This is a genomic window from Salinivibrio sp. HTSP (assembly GCF_003390965.1).
Lineage (GTDB): Bacteria > Pseudomonadota > Gammaproteobacteria > Enterobacterales > Vibrionaceae > Salinivibrio > Salinivibrio kushneri.
Genome location: NZ_PXUD01000044.1, coordinates 1 through 17,666 on the forward strand (window position 1 = coordinate 1; position 17,666 = coordinate 17,666).

16 protein-coding genes are annotated in these 17,666 nt (G+C 52.4%); 7 read left to right on the forward strand and 9 right to left on the reverse strand.

Translation table 11 applies throughout. From position 1 onward, the window contains the following. Positions 1-178: 178 nt before the first annotated feature. Positions 179-1,111, reverse strand: coding sequence for a glycosyl transferase family 90 (locus C7A19_RS09205; protein WP_116644744.1), 933 nt, complete (start codon positions 1,109-1,111; stop codon positions 179-181). A gap of 118 nt (positions 1,112-1,229) precedes the next feature. Beyond that, positions 1,230-1,676, reverse strand: coding sequence for an azurin (gene azu / locus C7A19_RS09210; RefSeq protein ID WP_077457588.1), 447 nt, complete (start codon positions 1,674-1,676; stop codon positions 1,230-1,232). A 282-nt stretch (positions 1,677-1,958) separates the two neighbouring features. On the opposite strand from azu, the gene zur reads away from it, so the two are divergent. Both zur and C7A19_RS09220 read left to right on the forward strand, forming a co-directional pair. Continuing rightward, entirely contained in the window at positions 1,959-2,402 is a 444-nt protein-coding gene (zur, locus tag C7A19_RS09215; RefSeq protein WP_069361600.1) for a zinc uptake transcriptional repressor Zur, read from the forward strand. A gap of 29 nt (positions 2,403-2,431) precedes the next feature. Beyond that, complete coding sequence (locus C7A19_RS09220) at positions 2,432-2,896, forward strand: chemotaxis protein CheX (RefSeq protein ID WP_046074362.1); 465 nt, start codon at positions 2,432-2,434, stop codon at positions 2,894-2,896. Positions 2,897-2,985: 89 nt separating this feature from the next. Here the strand turns inward: C7A19_RS09220 and pgi are convergent, their stop codons facing one another. After that, positions 2,986-4,641: a glucose-6-phosphate isomerase gene (gene pgi, locus C7A19_RS09225; protein WP_116644745.1), complete on the reverse strand. Its 1,656-nt coding sequence runs from the start codon at positions 4,639-4,641 to the stop codon at positions 2,986-2,988. A 229-nt stretch (positions 4,642-4,870) separates the two neighbouring features. On the opposite strand from pgi, the gene C7A19_RS09230 reads away from it, so the two are divergent. After that, a complete protein-coding gene (locus tag C7A19_RS09230; protein ID WP_116644746.1) occupies positions 4,871-5,305 on the forward strand; it encodes a secondary thiamine-phosphate synthase enzyme YjbQ in 435 nt (144 codons plus the stop codon). A gap of 40 nt (positions 5,306-5,345) precedes the next feature. Here the strand turns inward: C7A19_RS09230 and alr are convergent, their stop codons facing one another. Next, entirely contained in the window at positions 5,346-6,476 is a 1,131-nt protein-coding gene (gene alr / locus C7A19_RS09235) for an alanine racemase (RefSeq protein ID WP_235614284.1), read from the reverse strand. After that, positions 6,466-7,857 (reverse strand): replicative DNA helicase, encoded by a 1,392-nt coding sequence (locus tag C7A19_RS09240; protein WP_046074366.1) that lies wholly within the window; start codon positions 7,855-7,857, stop codon positions 6,466-6,468. Before C7A19_RS09240 ends, alr begins: the two co-directional genes overlap by 11 nt. A gap of 174 nt (positions 7,858-8,031) precedes the next feature. Here C7A19_RS09240 and C7A19_RS09245 point away from each other — a divergent pair, with 174 nt between their 5' ends. Beyond that, a complete protein-coding gene (locus C7A19_RS09245) occupies positions 8,032-8,781 on the forward strand; it encodes a DUF481 domain-containing protein (protein ID WP_116644747.1) in 750 nt (249 codons plus the stop codon). A gap of 55 nt (positions 8,782-8,836) precedes the next feature. Here C7A19_RS09245 and rplI read toward each other — a convergent pair whose 3' ends face one another. From rplI to rpsF, 4 genes are read right to left on the reverse strand one after another with little or no spacing between them, the layout of a single operon-like run. Next, entirely contained in the window at positions 8,837-9,286 is a 450-nt protein-coding gene (rplI, locus tag C7A19_RS09250) for a 50S ribosomal protein L9 (RefSeq protein WP_046074368.1), read from the reverse strand. Positions 9,287-9,318: 32 nt separating this feature from the next. Further along, positions 9,319-9,546: a 30S ribosomal protein S18 gene (gene rpsR, locus C7A19_RS09255; protein ID WP_069589695.1), complete on the reverse strand. Its 228-nt coding sequence runs from the start codon at positions 9,544-9,546 to the stop codon at positions 9,319-9,321. A gap of 16 nt (positions 9,547-9,562) precedes the next feature. Next, positions 9,563-9,865, reverse strand: a complete 303-nt coding sequence (gene priB, locus C7A19_RS09260) for a primosomal replication protein N (RefSeq protein WP_077772274.1) — start codon at positions 9,863-9,865, stop codon at positions 9,563-9,565. A gap of 8 nt (positions 9,866-9,873) precedes the next feature. After that, on the reverse strand, positions 9,874-10,302 hold the full coding sequence (rpsF, locus tag C7A19_RS09265) for a 30S ribosomal protein S6 (RefSeq protein WP_069361595.1): 429 nt from the start codon (positions 10,300-10,302) through the stop codon (positions 9,874-9,876). 602 nt (positions 10,303-10,904) lie between these two features. Between rpsF and C7A19_RS09270 the strand changes: the two genes are divergently transcribed. From C7A19_RS09270 to C7A19_RS09280, 3 genes are read left to right on the forward strand one after another with little or no spacing between them, the layout of a single operon-like run. Further along, positions 10,905-13,730, forward strand: coding sequence for a glycosyl hydrolase family 18 protein (locus C7A19_RS09270; RefSeq protein WP_235614285.1), 2,826 nt, complete (start codon positions 10,905-10,907; stop codon positions 13,728-13,730). 52 nt (positions 13,731-13,782) lie between these two features. Beyond that, on the forward strand, positions 13,783-14,955 hold the full coding sequence (locus C7A19_RS09275; protein WP_116644748.1) for a lytic polysaccharide monooxygenase: 1,173 nt from the start codon (positions 13,783-13,785) through the stop codon (positions 14,953-14,955). Between the two features lie 9 nt (positions 14,956-14,964). Beyond that, positions 14,965-17,595: a glycosyl hydrolase family 18 protein gene (locus tag C7A19_RS09280; RefSeq protein ID WP_116644749.1), complete on the forward strand. Its 2,631-nt coding sequence runs from the start codon at positions 14,965-14,967 to the stop codon at positions 17,593-17,595. Positions 17,596-17,666: the final 71 nt, after the last annotated feature.

The following is a 17,666-nucleotide window of genomic DNA, read 5'->3' on the forward strand; positions in this document are numbered from 1 at the left end:
GAATCTCTGCAAATTACGTTAAACGACGGTCGTTTTCGACAGGCGGACGCGGATTATACACATTGCATCGGTAAGATTTAAGCAGAACCATTCCGCTTGACCACGAGGCAGAGGAAACGCATAAGCTAATAGTATGGCAGCCGTTATGATGGCTTAAACGAAGCGTGCCCCTGTGGACCTATAACTGCTGCGAGAGCCGAAAGTATTTCTCTGCAACTAAGTAGCTGATCACCGACTCTTTTTGTCGGTCGCGGAATTGATTCACCCATTGGTGAGCATTGTTGATGATCGCTTGTGCTTCATGCGGATGAGTGAGGTAATAGTCGATGACTGCCTCTAGGTTGGAGAAATCAGCGTTGACCTCGGCATAGTGGACCCCGGGGATTAATTGGCCCTCCATAAACCAGGTTTCATATTCCATTGGGGGTGACAAGCAAAGCGAGTTGGAGGACATGATCCATTTTAAATTGGTGGCAACGTCTTTCCCTTCCACACTGAGAATAAACTTATGCTGTAGCTGCGTTTTCGGTGTCAGCGGGGCTTTTCGATAGGCTTGGTCAGTATCACTCGCTGGGCGGGTATCCCCGACATCAATGATAGGGTGCGTGTAAAAGCGCTGAAGAAGCTGACGACGCTTGTCATTGAAGCATCGCCCGCGCCATACCGCGCTATCGCGTTTTTGCCCAAACGGTACGGGATCATCGATAAATTGAAAATGACGCACCGCATTGAGCTTGAGCAGGACAGCGTTTTGATTGTCGCCATGAATGGGGCGGCTTTTTACAAATGCTGGCGTAAATGGTGGTTGTGTCACATCGCCGCCTAAGTAATGTAGAAACAAGCCATTTGGGAACCAGCGCATTACCCGCAATATATCGAAAAAATACACCGAGCCGTGGTCTTGTCTCACTCGGCCCGTCTGGTGATCACAGTATTGCTCGGACAAGCAAAATGGTGCAGCCATACGGTTGTAGTAGCTGACGCGCTGGTCGATATCGGATTGATGCTGCTGATAAATGGGTAAAAGTTGCCGGCGCATCCAAGTGCGATACCAGTGATTTGGGATCGCATTGACGGCCAAATTGTAGCTGTAGTAGCGGAGTTTTTTCACCCTCTTGCTCCGTCAATCCGTTGGCGGGTGTCGGTTTACAGCAAAGCCTAACCGAGCAAGATGACGAGCAAATGAAATGGGCGAGAGAGCCAGTTGCTCTGCTCTCTCGCGACAAGACTTATTCGATGGTGAATTTGCCTTTCATTACCGTCCAGTGACCTGGGAAAGAGCAGAAATAGGTTAAGTCTTTGCCTTGCAAGCCTTCAGTTGAGAAGGTGATGCTGGTGCTTTCACCGCCGCCAATCAGCTTAGTGTGTGCCAAGATGCGGTCGTCGCCTTGTGGTAGATAGTCGTTATCTGCCCCTGCACCGGCGCCTTTCATGGCGATATCTTGCAAGTTAGACGTTTCCGACAGCACCCAGTTGTGGCCCATAGAGGTCACAGGCATTGAGCCTTGATGCTCAAGTGTTAGCGTGACTTCGCTGCAGCTTGCTGGTACGGACAACGATGACTGGTCGTAGGCCATTTTATCGCCGGTGGTGACAGTTAACTCACACTCATTGGCAGCCGCTTGCGTTGAAACAGACGCGAACGCCAAGGCGGCGAGGGCTAACAGTTTTTTCATCGGTACATACTCCTATTATGGATGTAAAGGTATGTTTTTAATGCCTGTGGCACGCTGTCATCATACTGACATAACAGCGCAAAACAGTTAGCCGATTCAAAAATCGACTGATTGGTTTTTATTTTTACTTCTATCATTACTGTAGGGTGACTGATCGCGATCAAGTGATATTGGACTACCTATTTACACTTGTGGCAAAGCGCATAGGATGACGATAGGTGGGGTGCGATGTTATACAGCTATGATAAGATAACTGACTGACTGTTAGCACTTTGAGGCGCTATGACCAACACCACTGGGTTACTGCACCACGCACAGCAGCTTTGTGAACAACGCGGCGTGCGATTAACGCCGCAGCGAACGCGCGTTTACGAGATTATCGCCAACTATTCACGCGCGATCACCGCCTATGAGCTGCTAGATGAGTTGCGTGAAACAGAGCCACAAGCCAAACCGCCAACGGTTTATCGTGCGCTAGACTTTCTGTTAGCGCAGGGGTTTGTGCATAAGGTGGAGTCAACTAATAGCTATATCGCTTGTTGTCATCTTGGCCACCAGGGGCACTGCTCCCAACTGCTCATCTGTGATCAATGCGGCACCGTGGAAGAGTGTCACACTGAGGAGCTTTCTGAGGCGTTGCGTGAAAAGGCGCAAACAATGGGGTTTAAGGTTCAACATCACGTGATTGAAACCCATGGTACCTGCGCACAATGCCTAGCCCACTAATACTGAATTGATTAGGACGGACATTCTTTATGGAAGCACAATTCGTCAACCCATTTCTTACTTCACTGATCAATGTGCTACAGACGATGGCACAGCTGGAAATCCAGCCAGAGAAGCCTCACTTGAAAAAGTCAGAGATCGCCAAAGGGGACGTTTCTGGGTTAATTGGTATGGTCGGCCCACAGACTAAGGGCTCCTTTTCCGTTACCTTTGATGAAGATATGGCGCTTGAAATCATGCAGCGTATGCTCGGAGAGCGGTCCGAGTCGATTGATGAAGAAGTGACGGATATGGTCGGTGAGATCACCAATATGGTGACAGGTGGCGCGAAGCGTATTTTGTCAGAAAAGGGCTTCGAATTTGAGATGGCGACCCCTGTGGTCGTATCCGGCAAAGGCCATACCATCAACCACAAAAGCGATGGTCCAGTGATCATCATGCCATTTAAATCCCCACACGGCACTGCCTTTATTGAGATCTGTTTCGATCACTAAGCGGGCGTACGTCGCTGACGGCCACAAAATATAAAAACGCCGCGATAACCATCGCGGCGTTTGACTTTCTCAATCGCGGTTAGCTCAGCTTAGGCTTGGCGCCACTGCTTAAACGCGTTGATCAATCCATTGGTCGAGCTATCGTGGCTTTCAACCTGTTGCGCATCACCGAGCTCTGGCAGGATGTTACTCGCCAGCTGTTTACCCAGCTCAACACCCCACTGATCAAAGCTGAAGATATTCCAAATTACCCCCTGGGTGAAGATCTTGTGCTCATACATGGCAATCAAAGCGCCGAGTGTATAAGGGGTCATTTTCTCTACCAAGATCGAGTTGGTTGGGCGGTTACCTTCAAACACTTTAAATGGCGCAATCGCAGCCACGTCTTCGGCGGATTTGCCCGCTTGCATTAACTCGGCTTCAACTTGCTCACGGCTCTTACCAAACGCGAGCGCTTCCGTCTGGGCGAAGAAGTTCGCCATCAATTTGGCGTGATGATCGCCAATCGCATTGTGGCTGTGCACAGGGGCAATGAAGTCACATGGGATCAGCTTGGTGCCTTGGTGAATCAGCTGATAGAAAGCATGCTGACCATTGGTGCCTGGTTCACCCCAGATGATTGGGCCGGTTTGGTAGTCAACAGGATTACCGTTGCGGTCGACATACTTACCGTTTGATTCCATATTGCCTTGTTGGAAATACGCGGCAAAACGGTGCATGTATTGGTCATACGGTAAAATCGCTTCTGATTCCGCCCCGTGGAAGTTGTTGTACCAAATACCAATCAACGCCAATAACACCGGCATGTTTTGTGCCATGGGTGAGGTTTTGAAGTGGTTATCCATTTGGTGCGCGCCATCGAGTAAGGTGACAAAGTTGTCGTAACCTACGCCCAAGCAGATAGAAAGACCAATCGCTGACCACAGTGAATAGCGGCCGCCAACCCAGTCCCAGAATTCGAACATGTTGGCCGTATCGATACCAAATTCAGACACCGCCTTCGCGTTGGTAGAAAGCGCAGCAAAGTGCTTCGCCACCTGGCTCTCATCGCCTGCTGCGTTCATTAACCAGTCACGCGCCGTGTGCGCGTTGGTCATGGTTTCTTGGGTGGTAAAGGTTTTTGACGCCACCAAGAACAAGGTGGTTTCCGGGTTAAGGGCTTTTAACGTCTCGGCCATGTGAGTGCCATCGACGTTAGAGACAAAGTGCAGGTTGAGATGGTTCTTATAAGGGGCGAGTGCCTCGGTCACCATATAAGGGCCCAAATCTGATCCCCCGATACCAATATTCACTACATCGGTGATCGCTTTACCGGTATAACCTTTCCATTCGCCACTGATCACGCGCTCGGAGAAAGACTGCATCTGTGCCAATACCGCGTTGACCTTAGGCATCACATCTTCGCCGTCAACCATTATAGGCGTGTTGCTGCGATTCCGTAGTGCTGTGTGGAGTACCGCGCGATCTTCTGTACGGTTGATTTTCTCACCGCTAAACATTGACTCAATCGCTTCAGCCACCCCGGTTTCGTCGGCGAGTGCCAATAACTTAGTCAGTGTCTCTTCACTGATCAGGTTTTTGGAATAATCCAACAGAATGCTGTCTTCGAATTGCGTTGAGAAGTGGGCAAATCGCTCTGGATTATCAGCAAACAGATCAGCCAGTGTATAGTCCTGCGCTTCTTCAAAATGGGCGGTCAGTGATTGCCACGCCACGGTCTGAGTGGGATTCGTTGTCTTTAGCATCATGTCATCCAAATCGCGTTGTGAGTGCTGCTGTGGGTATCACAGCAGGCAAGGATCCTGTATAACGTCAGCACCACCACGCTGTACGCAGCGGTCATTGGTGTAATATTACATAATCATGGCTCGATTCTCACATGCAATCGCTGTGAGTAGGTTGCGATCAATCATAGAATAGTTGGATCGCCTTTGAGCCAACTGCATACAATAAAGATCACAACAAGGATTGCTTATGTGGTATCAAACTGAGATTCGTCTACGTGCCCGGCCGCGCGGCTTTCACCTAATCACCGACGAGATCGTTCACGCACTTCCTATGCTAAGCGATATTGATGTGGGTATGGTACAGGTGTTTATCAAGCACACCTCGGCGAGCTTAACCCTCAATGAAAACGCCGACCCAACCGTGCGCCAAGATATGGAAGCGCACTTTAATCACGCAGTGCCTGAGCGTGCGCCTTATTATCGCCACACCTACGAAGGAGACGATGACATGCCAGCGCACATCAAAGCGTCATTATTAGGCGCAAGTATCACTGTCCCCATCAGCCAAGGTCAATTGAATCTCGGTACGTGGCAAGGGATTTATCTGGGCGAGCATCGCGACCAGGGCGGCACGCGTACCTTGGTAGTGACCTTGCAAGGCGCGCCACAAGCCAACGTCTAATCTCGCTGGCCAACATGCGTTCAGAGAAGGGTGACGCCGCCTAACCCGTCGCCCGCTGATCAGAGGGGATGGTCAGGTATTGGCGCGGCACACGGCCAGTTACTTGGCATACGAGCTCATAGCCGATGGTGTCGACGAGACGTGCAATCCGTTCAACTGGTAGCTCAGGCCCCCACAGTACCGCTTCGTCGCCCACGCTATCGGTCGCATCTGGGCCAAGATCAACAGTGATCATATCCATCGATACCCGCCCGGCGAGTGGCACTTCGCGGCCATTCAACCAAACAGGGGTGCCATCGGGAGCCAGTCGAGGGTAGCCATCGCCATAACCGATGGCTATTACACCAATCAGCGTGTCGCGCTCGCTACGCCAGCGCGCGCCGTAGCCTACCGGTTCACCGGCTTTTAGCTTACGAACGGCCATCACCCTTGAGGTTAAGCGCATCGCCGGTTTCAGGCCCAGCTGTTCACCCGTCAGTTCAATGCGCGACGAAATGCCGTATAGGCAAATACCGGGACGCACCCAATCAAAGTGACTCTGCGGCCAAAACAAGGTCCCCGATGACGCTGCCAGAGAGCGTTCTCCAGGCAGCCCTTCCGTCACTTGTGTGAAGGTATCTATTTGCGCTTGCGTAATGGGATTATCCATCTCGTCGGCGCAACCGAAATGACTGAGAAAGCCAATTTGCGGCGCCACATTGTCACACGCTTTCAAGGCAGAGAGTGCGTCTGGCACTTGCTCAGGCTCAAAGCCTAAGCGATGCATCCCAGAGTCGACCTTTAACCACACAGGTAAAGGCTCACTCAGTGCCGCGTTGGTCAGCATGGTAACTTGCTCATGGCAGTGCACCGTGGCGGTCAGCTGGTGTTCAACCAATAGCGGTAGCTCGTCGGCTTCATAGAAACCTTCCAGCAAGACAATAGGCAAGCGTATACCGGCCTGGCGTAACGTCAGTGCTTCTTCAATCCGTGCCACCCCAAAGGCATCGCTATAAGGCGCAAGTGTGGTGGCAACCGACACTAACCCGTGGCCGTAACCATCGGACTTCACCACTGTCATCACTTTGCTATTGGGCGCTTGGCGACGCATCACCTGGATGTTGTGTACCATCGCCTCCGGGTCGATAACGGCTTTGGCGGCATTGGTCATGATAAAAGGATTACTCGTCATCAAACGCCGGCCCTGCATAATTATCAAATCGCGAATACTGGCCTTGGAACGTCAGCCGCACCGAGCCAATCGGGCCGTTACGCTGTTTACCAATCAGGATTTCTGCAATCCCTTTCATCGCACTTTCCGGGTTATAGACTTCGTCACGGTAAATAAACATGATCAAGTCAGCATCCTGCTCAATCGCGCCTGATTCACGCAAGTCTGAGTTTACCGGGCGTTTGTCGGCGCGCTGCTCCAACGAGCGGTTAAGCTGTGATAGCGCCACCACAGGCACATTCAACTCTTTGGCGAGCGCTTTGAGCGAGCGAGAAATCTCAGCAATCTCAAGGGTTCGGTTCTCTTGCAAACCAGGCACCCGCATCAGCTGCAGATAGTCGACCATGATCATGCTGACCCCACCGTGTTCACGGGCAACGCGGCGCGCTCGCGAGCGCACATCGGTGGGCGTCAAGCCGGAGCTATCATCGATGTACATGTTCTTTTTCTGCATTAAGATCCCCATCGATGAGGAAATACGCGCCCAGTCTTCATCATCAAGCTGGCCGGTACGGATCTTGGTTTGGTCAACCCGTGATAGCGAGGCCAACATACGCATCATCAGCTGTTCCGCTGGCATCTCGAGCGAGAAAATGAGTACCGGCTTTTCTTGATCCATCGCCGCGTTTTCACACAGGTTCATCGCAAAGGTGGTTTTACCCATTGAAGGACGAGCCGCCACGATCACCAGATCAGAAGGCTGCAAACCTGCCGTCTTCTTGTTCAGATCAGTAAAGCCTGTCGATACGCCCGTGACGCCATCTTGTGGGGTTTTAAAAAGCTCTTCGATACGTTCAAGGGTTTTACTGAGCACCGAGTCGATATGTTGCGGCCCTTCTGTCTCGCTGGTGCGCGACTCAGCAATGGCAAACACCTTACTCTCTGCCATATCGAGCAGATCTTCTGATGTGCGACCTTGGGTATCATAACCGGCGTCCGCAATTTCATTCGCCACCCCAATCAAATTACGCACCATAGCCCGTTCACGGACAATATCCGCATAAGCGACGATATTCGCTGCACTTGGGGTGTTTTTCGCCAACTCTGCGAGATAGGCAAACCCACCCACATCATCCAAATGTCCGCCTTTTTCTAAATGCTCAGACAGGGTGATTAAATCCAGCGGCTTGCCTTCATCGAGCAACGACTTGGTAGACTCATAAATCAATCGATGCGGGCGGCTGTAAAAGTCATGGCCAACCACTTTTTCCGCAACCGCATCCCAGCGCTCGTTATCCAACATCAAGCCACCCAGCACAGACTGCTCGGCTTCGATGGAATGCGGGGGCACTTTAAGGTTAGCGACTTGCTGATCTTTTGCGGGTTTACGATTGTCTGCCATAAAAACTCACCTATTGCTACTGGAGGTCATTATACCCGCTGTCCTCGCAAGACGCTGCCCCACGCAGCATTTTTTTCCCAACGCTGAAGAAGTCGCCGCGATTTTAACGGAAATTTGACCGCTTATGGCGTCCATGCACCTAGGATAAGGCGCGATATTGTCAATAGGTGATTCATGATGAAAACGCCGTCTCTTTTTCTTCTGATGTCCACATTGTATATGCCATGTAGCCACGCTGCGGCGGCCGATTCGTCGCCTTGGCAAAGCGATCTGTCCTTAGGTCTGCAACAGTTGAGCGGGAATGCCGACTCACAAACAATCAACGGTGAAATAAGCGGACAGTACGACGGGAAGCACACACGTTACCAAGCCAGCGCGAGTGTACTGCAAGTAGAAAAAGATGGAGATGAAGATAAACGGAAAACCGAGTTAGAAACGCAGGTAAGCCGCGGCGTCAGTGATCACAGCTATGTTTTACTCAACGCCACCTATGTCGCAGATCGTTACGGCCCTTATTTTGACGACTTTATGCTAGCAACAGGACTCGGTCATCAATGGTGGCAAAGTGACACACTCACACTGAGCACAGAAGTGGGGCCAGGGTATCGCTATCAACGTCCGAATCTTGATGAAATCGACGATGACGATCTCATCATGCCTTACTCGGTGCGTGAGCCAGTGATTCGGGCACAAGCCAAGGGGCAGTGGCAATGGATGGAAAATGTCAGCTTAGAGGGAAGAAGCATAGTGATTTCGGGGGCCAGTAATACCAGCGTGGAAGGCGCCGTCACTTTGGCTTCGACCATCACCGAGAAGCTTTCGATAAAGATAACGAGTAAACACAATTATATGACAGATGTTCCACCAGGGCTCAAAAATCACGATAGCGTGCTCACACTCGGCCTTCGTTATCAGTGGCTATAAAAGATGAAAAAAAACCAGCCCGAAGGCTGGTTTTTTTCGACGTCTTGGTGCGCAATTACGCAGCAACAACGTTTACTTTTACAGTTGCGAACACGTCATAGTGCAGCTGAACGCTGATTTCGTACTCGCCAGTGTGACGCAGTGCGCCCTCTGGAAGACGAACTTCGTTTTTCGCAATTTCAACGCCGGCTGCAGTCACAGCATCAGCGATGTCACGGGTACCGATAGAACCAAACAGTTTACCTTCATCACCCGCTTTAGAAGCGATTTCAACCGCTTCTAGTGCTTCAACTTTCTCTGCACGCGCTTGAGCAGCAGCCAGTTGCTCAGCAACTTTTGCTTCTAGCTCAGCACGACGTGCTTCAAAATGTTCGATGTTGGCTTTGGTTGCCATAACTGCTTTACCCTGAGGGATAAGGAAGTTACGCGCATAACCAGATTTAACAGTTACCTGATCACCTAGGCCACCCAGGTTACCGATTTTATCAAGTAGAATAACTTGCATTCTTCAATCCTCTCTAACTTGGACAGTTCCGATTACTGATGCTTGTCAGTGTACGGCAGCAGGGCCAGGTAACGAGCGCGCTTGATAGCACGAGCCAGTTGACGCTGATACTTAGCACGAGTACCAGTGATACGGCTAGGTACGATTTTACCTGATTCGGTAATGTAGTTTTTTAGAGTCGCTACATCTTTGTAGTCGATCTCTTGTACGCCTTCTGCAGTGAAACGGCAGAATTTACGACGACGGAAGAAACGTGCCATGGGCTTATCTCCTGATCTAAATGTCTATGATGTTGTCGGCATGCAATACCAATTTGCCCTCGCCTTGTCGGCTGGTTTGGTAGGCGAGAAACCCGCTTACCTTGATATGGCTGCCTAAAGCTAAATTTTGCGTTTGTTGTGTTGACACTTGCCCACTGGCTACCACTGATAAGCGACAAAACACTTGTCGAGGTAGGTCAGCTTCAACCTGCGTGGAACGATGCTCTAGCACAAAGTGACAGTGCGGAATTCCAGCGGGGCTTTGGCGACGGACCGGACCTTTACTGATGACACCAGCAAGCTCCAACCGATTGGTCATCACAGCAATTACTCAGCTGCGTTTTCGCCTTCAGCTTGCGCTTCAGCTTTTGCTTCTGGTTTCGCTTCTGCACGCTCTTCGCGCTCAGGGCGATCTTCACGCTTAGCGGTACGCTCTTCTTTAGCCTTCATCATCACAGATGGCTCAGTGATAGCGTCTTTGGTACGCATGATCATGTTACGGATCACCGCGTCGTTGAAGCGGAACATGCTTTCCAGCTCATCAATCACAGCCTGCTCAGCTTCCACGTTCATCAGAACGTAGTGTGCTTTGTGCAGCTTGTTGATTGGGTAAGCCAGTTGACGACGGCCCCAGTCTTCTAGACGGTGGATTTGACCGCCTGCATCTTTGATAGACGCAGTGTAACGCTCGATCATGCCAGCAACTTGCTCGCTCTGATCAGGGTGCACCATGAATACGATTTCGTAATGACGCATTGAGTTGCTCCTTACGGATTAATCAGCTTCCACAATTGGCTCGGTCGTCCAGCGGAAGCAAGGAACGAAAAGTAAAAGACCGAGAATCAGGCGCGAGATAGTACAGAATTGCAGCGCCATAAGCAAACAGATTTTGTCTTAACTCGCTTATCTTTCAATCAGCGTGTCACCACAACGTCAAACGGTCCTCGTTGCGCTCTCGCCGGAACACGTCCCTTACCCTTTACACACAGAATACGCACACCACTTAATTCGCCCAAAACAACAACATACTGATAACACTCTCCGTGACATAGGCCGAAAAACATGACGAATCGCAAAAAAATTAAGAAATCAAGCCTGCAAACTGTCAAGTTTGTTTAAGTTTCAACCGGCATCACGCTATCGATGTACTTATTTTTTACAAATAATTAATTTCTGAACCCGCGCTCAAATTATTGCACCCTCGCCTCCATTTCTTGGCACAAAATGCCCAATATATTCGCTTTATTGCCTAAGCTTGACCTGAAAGTCGGTCATTATGTGCAAAAAGCGTAGGGAAAGAACTCATCAATCACTGACTGGATTGATGAAATTCGCTTCAAAAATTTTGGGAGCAAAATATGAAACTGATGACGCCATCACGTGCCGTCGCGCTAGGTTTGGCGGGACTCGCGTTAAGTAGCCCCAGCGTATACGCTGCGGTTGATTGCCAGCCCCTGCCCGATTGGCAGAGTGGTAATACCTACACCCAGGGGGATCAAGTTAAAGCGGACGATACCGCCTATGAGGCAAGGTGGTGGACGCAAGCCGATCCTGCGACTCAATCTGGCGAGTGGAAAGCATGGAAAATCCTCGGCCAGTGCGCGGGCAGCGTTAACCAAGCCCCTAACGCAACACTAACCGTCTCCCCGTCTGGACCCGTTAAGGTTGGCGACACACTCACCTTCACCCTCGCCGGAAGCGACACGGATGGCACGGTGACCTCATTTGCGCTCTCCCAAGGCGACACCGTCTTATATGAAGGTGCAGAAGCGACCACCATTGACTGGCAAGCTGAACAAACGGGGCGTTTTACCTTTACCCTCACCGTGACCGACGACAAAGGCGCGACCGACACCCAAACATTGCAACAGGTGGTGGGTGATGACCCAACCGGCGGCGATGAGTATGCCTGTCGTCCGGCGGGTTTATACACAACCCCAGATGTCGACGTGCCGTATTGCTCTGTGTATGACGAAAACGGCCTTGAAGACATGGGCGCTGATCACCCTCGTCGTGTTATCGGCTATTTCACTAGCTGGCGAAACGGCGCTAACGGCCAGCCCGCTTATTTAGTCAGCGATATTCCTTGGGAAAAGATCACCCACATTAACTACGCCTTTGCTCACGTCAACGCGGACAACCAACTGTCTATCGGCGATCCCAATGCCCCCGATAACCCCGCGACCCAGATGACTTGGCCAGGCGTGGCCGGCGCAGAGATGGATCCGACCCTTCCGTACAAAGGCCACTTTAACTTGCTCAACAAGTATAAAAAGCAGCATCCCGACGTGAAAACGCTGATCTCCGTGGGCGGCTGGGCCGAAACCGGGGGCTACTTCGGTGAAAACGGCGAGCGCATCGACAGTGGCGGTTTCTATACCATGACCACCAATGCCGATGGCAGCGTCAACCAAGCCGGCATCAAGGCTTTCACCGACAGTGCCGTCGCCTTCTTGCGTCAGTATGGCTTTGATGGTTTGGACATTGATTATGAATACCCATCGTCGATGAAAGACTCTGGCCACCCTGACGATTTCGAGTACTCCAACCCACGTCGCGCGCACTTGAATAAATCCTATCAAGTGCTGATGAAGTCGCTGCGTGAAGCGCTCGATAAAGCCAGTGCACAAGATGGCAAGCACTATATGCTGACCATCGCCGCACCGTCATCGGGTTACTTATTGCGCGGGATGGAAACCTTCCAAACCACCCAATACTTAGATTACGTCAACATCATGAGCTATGACCTGCACGGGGCATGGAACGATCATGTTGGCCATCAAGCGCCGCTGTATGACACCGGAGAGGATTCCGAACTTAAACAGTGGAATGTCTACCAAACCCCTGAGTTTGAGGGGATTGGATATTTAAATACCGACTGGGCAGCCACCTACTTTATGGGCGGTATGTCACCCGGCCGCATCAATATCGGTATCCCGTATTACACCCGCGGCTTTAAAGACGTACAAGGCGGCGATAAAGGCCTTTGGGGACGCGCGCCACTGCCAAACCAAAGTGAGTGCCCTGCTGGCACTGGTGTCGGTGAGAAAAACAAATGCGGCAACGGTGCAGTCGGCATTGATAACCTTTGGCATGATGTGGACGAGCTCGGCAACGAAGTGCCTGCTGGCTCCAACCCTTTATGGCATGTGAAAAACTTGCTCGATGGCAAACTCCCGGCCTATGCGGCGGAATACGGACTTGACCCTGAGCAAGACACCACTGATCGCCTTACTGGTAGTTATCAGCGTTACTACGATGACATCGCCAAAGCGCCATGGGTTTGGAACGAGGAAAAACGCGTATTCCTGTCGATGGAAGACGAAACCTCGATGGCCGAGAAAGTGGACTACGTAATCAACAAAGGCCTAGGCGGGGTGATGTTCTGGGAGCTGGCGGGGGATTATCGCTATGATGATCAGCGTCAAGCCTATTTTATGGGTGACACCCTGACCTCGCTGGCATACCAAACCTTTAAGCAATCCGGCAGCGACTACTCACTGCAACGCGGCGATGCCAACTTCCAAGTGCCAAGCGAGCAAGTGGATGTCACGTTTGACGTGCTGAACTTCCCAGTGGGCGATGACAACTATCCTATCCGCCCGACGTTCCGCTTTACCAACCACTCGGATCTGGACTTATCGGGCGCCACCATCAGCTTTGATGTGCCAGTGTCTACGTCGGCCATTTTTAAATCTGACTGGAACGCTCAGAAAAAGCTGCGCATGGAAGTCGTGCGTGATAGCAGCAACGCCAGTGGTAACAACATCGGCGGGTTTGATGCCACGCATCATCGCTTTGCCATCACCTTGATTAACGAATGGGGTGGCATTGAGCAAAGCTTTAAGCCGGGTGAAACCTTGGACGCTCAGGTGATGTACTACATGCCGATCACTAACCCGACCAATATCACCATCGAAAAAGATGGCCAGCGCTATGCGGTGAAGCAGGAGTATCCAAGCCTTCCGCCTGCGTTCCCCGGTAGTACCGGCCAAAGTGGCGGAGAGTCTCAGTGTCCCGGCGTCGATGTCGCCAGCCTGAGTACCTACCCCAACTGGCCTAACGGGAGCAATCATGCCAGCGGTGGCGACCAACTTATCTACCAAGAGGCGGTGTGGGAAGCCAAGTGGTGGACCCAAGCGGCCCCCGGTGGTCAAGCTTGGCGCCAAGTCTGCAGCCTCTAATCCATTTCTGGTCTTGAATACGGGGGCCGCGAGCCCCCGTTAAGGAGTCGTTATGTTCAAGTCTTCGTTTACTCAACTTTCCTGCCGTACCGCCATCGCCCTTGCATTGGCGGCAAGCAGTACACAGGTGATGGCACATGGCTATTTAGAAAGCCCCAAAGCGCGCCAGGCGATTTGCCATGAGCAAGGGGGTTATTGGTGGCCTTCAGATGGGTCAGGTATCCCTAACGCTGCCTGTCGCGCGGCGTTCTTAGAATCGGGGCACTACCCGTTTGTGCAACACCATGAATCGGCGCAATTGGTGGCGGATTACCGCAATATGAATGCCGTGAAAGCAGCCGTTACCGATGGCAACTTATGTGGCGCCGGCGATCCCAATAAAGCCGGGATCAGTTTGCCCTCACCGGACTGGCAACGCACCGAGGTCACCCCAGATGGCAATGGTCAAATTGACGTGCGCTTTCGCGCCACCACACCTCACAACCCAAGTTACTGGGAAATTTATCTCACCAAGCCAGATTACAACGGCGCGACCGATGCGCTGACGTGGGACGATCTCGAAAAGATCGACACCTTTGGCGATCTGCCCATTATGGTCGGCGATGACGGTAACCGTTATTACGAGATGACCGTGACCTTGCCCGCCGATCGCCAAGGTGATGCCATTCTCTATAGCCGTTGGCAACGCATTGATCCGGCCGGTGAAGGCTTCTACAACTGTGCCGACATCACCATCACCCCTAGTCAGACAGCGCCAGCCCAGTGGCACGAGCTGGGCTACTTTGTCGCGCATCCACAAATGGCAGCATTAGGCGATCGCGTGCGTGCCCGCTTGCACAATCACCAAGGCCAAGAAGTGGTGGATGTCACACTCACCCTGACCGACCAAAATGTAGCGAATTGGCCACAAGCGCTGGCCAATCTTATCGAACAACAAGCTAACGAGCCCTTGCGTATCGGGGTGATGCGTCACGGCGAGATCCAGTTTAATGCCGATGACGTGGTGCAAAACCAAGTCTTTAGCCACCACGATAGCTATAGCTTCAATCTGTCGGTGATCCCAGCTACCGACGAACCCACCAGCAACCTGCCCGCGTGGCGCGCTTCTGAGGTCTATGTGGCCAAGGATCGCGTGCGCTACGGCGATAACATCTACCAAGCCAAATGGTGGACACGCAACGAGCAACCCGGCGCTGCCCTTGTTTGGCAACGCGTGACACAATAAGGAGCAAACATGAAGCCAATGACCCTACTCTCTCTGGCGATTGCTGGGGCACTGGGTGCCAGCCACGCCGTGGCGGCCCCCTCAACCCCAAGTTTGGACTGGAAGCCACAAAACTATTCTTTTGTTGAAGTCGACGAATATGGCCGCGGATCGTACAAAGATCTGGTGCAACGCGTGGATGAAGTCCAAATTGAAATTAAATGGAATGCCTGGTCCGGTGATGGCGGTGACAGCTACAAGGTGTACTTTGACGATCAGGTCGTCAATCAAGGCACCTTACCGGCAGGCACCAAGTCTGGCACAGTTACATTCCCTTATGACAAAGGCGGCCGCCATCAACTTAAACTCGCCTTGTGTGAAGGCGGCGTGGATGGCCAGTGTGCGACCAGTGCCGCCAAACCCATCGTGATCGCAGACACCGACGGTGTGCATCTTGACCCACTGCCGATGAATGTCGACCCCAACAACAACGACTACCCCAAACAACCTGATACCGTGGTGGGGGCATACTTTGTCGAATGGGGCATTTATGGTCGTAACTTCGATGTCAGTCAGGTGCCCGCGGGGAATCTCACCCACATCTTGTATGGCTTTATCCCCATTTGTGGCCCCAATGAGTCATTGGGCGACATCGAAAATGGCAACAGCTTGCGCGCGCTGGAGCTTGCCTGCCAAGGCTCAAAAGACTATGAAGTGGCGATCCATGACCCTTGGGCGGCGATTCAGAAAAAACTGCCCGGCACGCCAGCTAAAGATCCGATTGGTGGCACCTACGCGCAAATGATGGCGCTCAAACAGCGCTACCCGGATCTGAAAATTCTCCCCTCCGTGGGCGGCTGGACCCTATCCGACCCCTTCTATGATTTCACCGACAAGGCCAACCGTGATGTCTTTGTTGCCTCAATGAAAGAGTTCCTGCAAACCTGGAAATTCTACGATGGGGTCGACATTGACTGGGAATATCCAGGCGGTGGCGGTGCCAACCCTGATTTAGGTGACCCAGATAAAGATAGCCAAGCCTACGCGGCCTTAATGCGTGAGCTGCGCGCGATGTTGGATGAGCTCGAAGCCGACACGGGCCGTGAGTACCAACTCACCTCGGCCGTCGGGGCTGGTTATGACAAAGTCGCCAATGTCGATTACAGCGCCAGCGCGCCGTACATGGATTACATCTTTGCCATGACCTACGACTTTTTCGGCGCATGGAATAATGTCACCGGTCACCAAACTGCCATTTACTGCGGCAGCCACATGAGTGCGGGTGAATGTGATGGTACTGGCGTCGATGACAACGGCGAACCTCGCAAAGGCCCGGCCTACACGCTCGATAATGGCGTGCAATTACTGCTAGAGAGCGGCGTGCCACCGGAAAAAATGGTGATCGGTACCGCGATGTACGGTCGTGGCTGGGAAGGCGTTTTCCCTGCCAATGCAACCGATCCTAGCAATCCGATGACCGCGCCAGCTAACGGCCCCATCAAAGGCAGCACCGCTGATGGTATTTGGGAAGCGGGCGTGATTGACTACAAAGGCGTCGTCAAATCAATGCTCGGCAGCGCGGGGAACGGCATCAATGGCTTCCAACCCGGTTATGATGAGCAAGCTGAAGCGGCCTACGTTTGGAACCCAGACAACGGCAAGCTCGTCACTTATGACAACCAGCGCTCGGTCAAAGCCAAAGGCCAGTATGTGCGCAATCACAACTTCGCCGGTTTGTTTGCTTGGGAAATCGATGCCGACAATGGCGATATCCTCAATGCGATGCACGAAGGCCTAGCACAGGATGGTCAACCACCCGTCAATAGTGCTCCAACCGTCACCCTTGCGCAGCAAAGCTATACGCTGGCGCCCGGAGCGTCGTTAACCATTGCCGCCAATGGGCGTGATCGGGATGGCGATACCCTGACCTATCGCTGGCAAGGCGATACGGCGTTGACCCTGACTAATAGCGACACGGATTCGGTTACCGTGACCGCCCCCGATGTGAGCACCAGCACCGACTATTCTCTGTCGGTGACGGTATCGGATGGTCAAGCTAACGCCGAGGCCAATGCGACTATCGAGGTGGTGGTACCGGGTGAAAACCAAGCCCCTACCGTGGCACCTATCGCCCCAGTTAGCCTGAAAAGCGGTGAGCAAACCCGCGTGACGGTTGAGGCGAACGACCCAGATGGCGATACACTCAGCTACACCTACCGTGCATCCGGCGATCTGGCCGTTTCTGGCACCGGTGATCAGGTATCGCTAACCGCACCCACAGTGACGGAGAGTCGCGACTATGTGGTCACGGTCGAGGTCAGCGATGACGACAAAACCACGCAAGCACAATTCACGGTCACCGTGACGCCGGCCAGTGGCTTGCCAACGTGGGATGAAAACACCGTGTATGTGGGCGGCGATCGCGTCCTGTATCAAGGGGTTGAGTATCGCGCCAAGTGGTGGACCAAGGGTCAGCGCCCAGACCAAGGCGGGCCATGGGAGCGCGTCGGGGATAGCCAATCCAACCAAAGCAGTGAATGGCAAGCAAACGTCGCTTATTCCGGCGGCGATGAGGTTGAATACAACAACCAACGCTACCAAGCCAAGTGGTGGACCCGAGGCGAAAAGCCAGGCAGCGCCGCGGTCTGGCAATTACTGTAATGGTTTTTCACTTCCCAAAATGACAAAACGCCCCAAGCCGGGGCGTTTTTCTTCAACGGTAAACAAGAGAG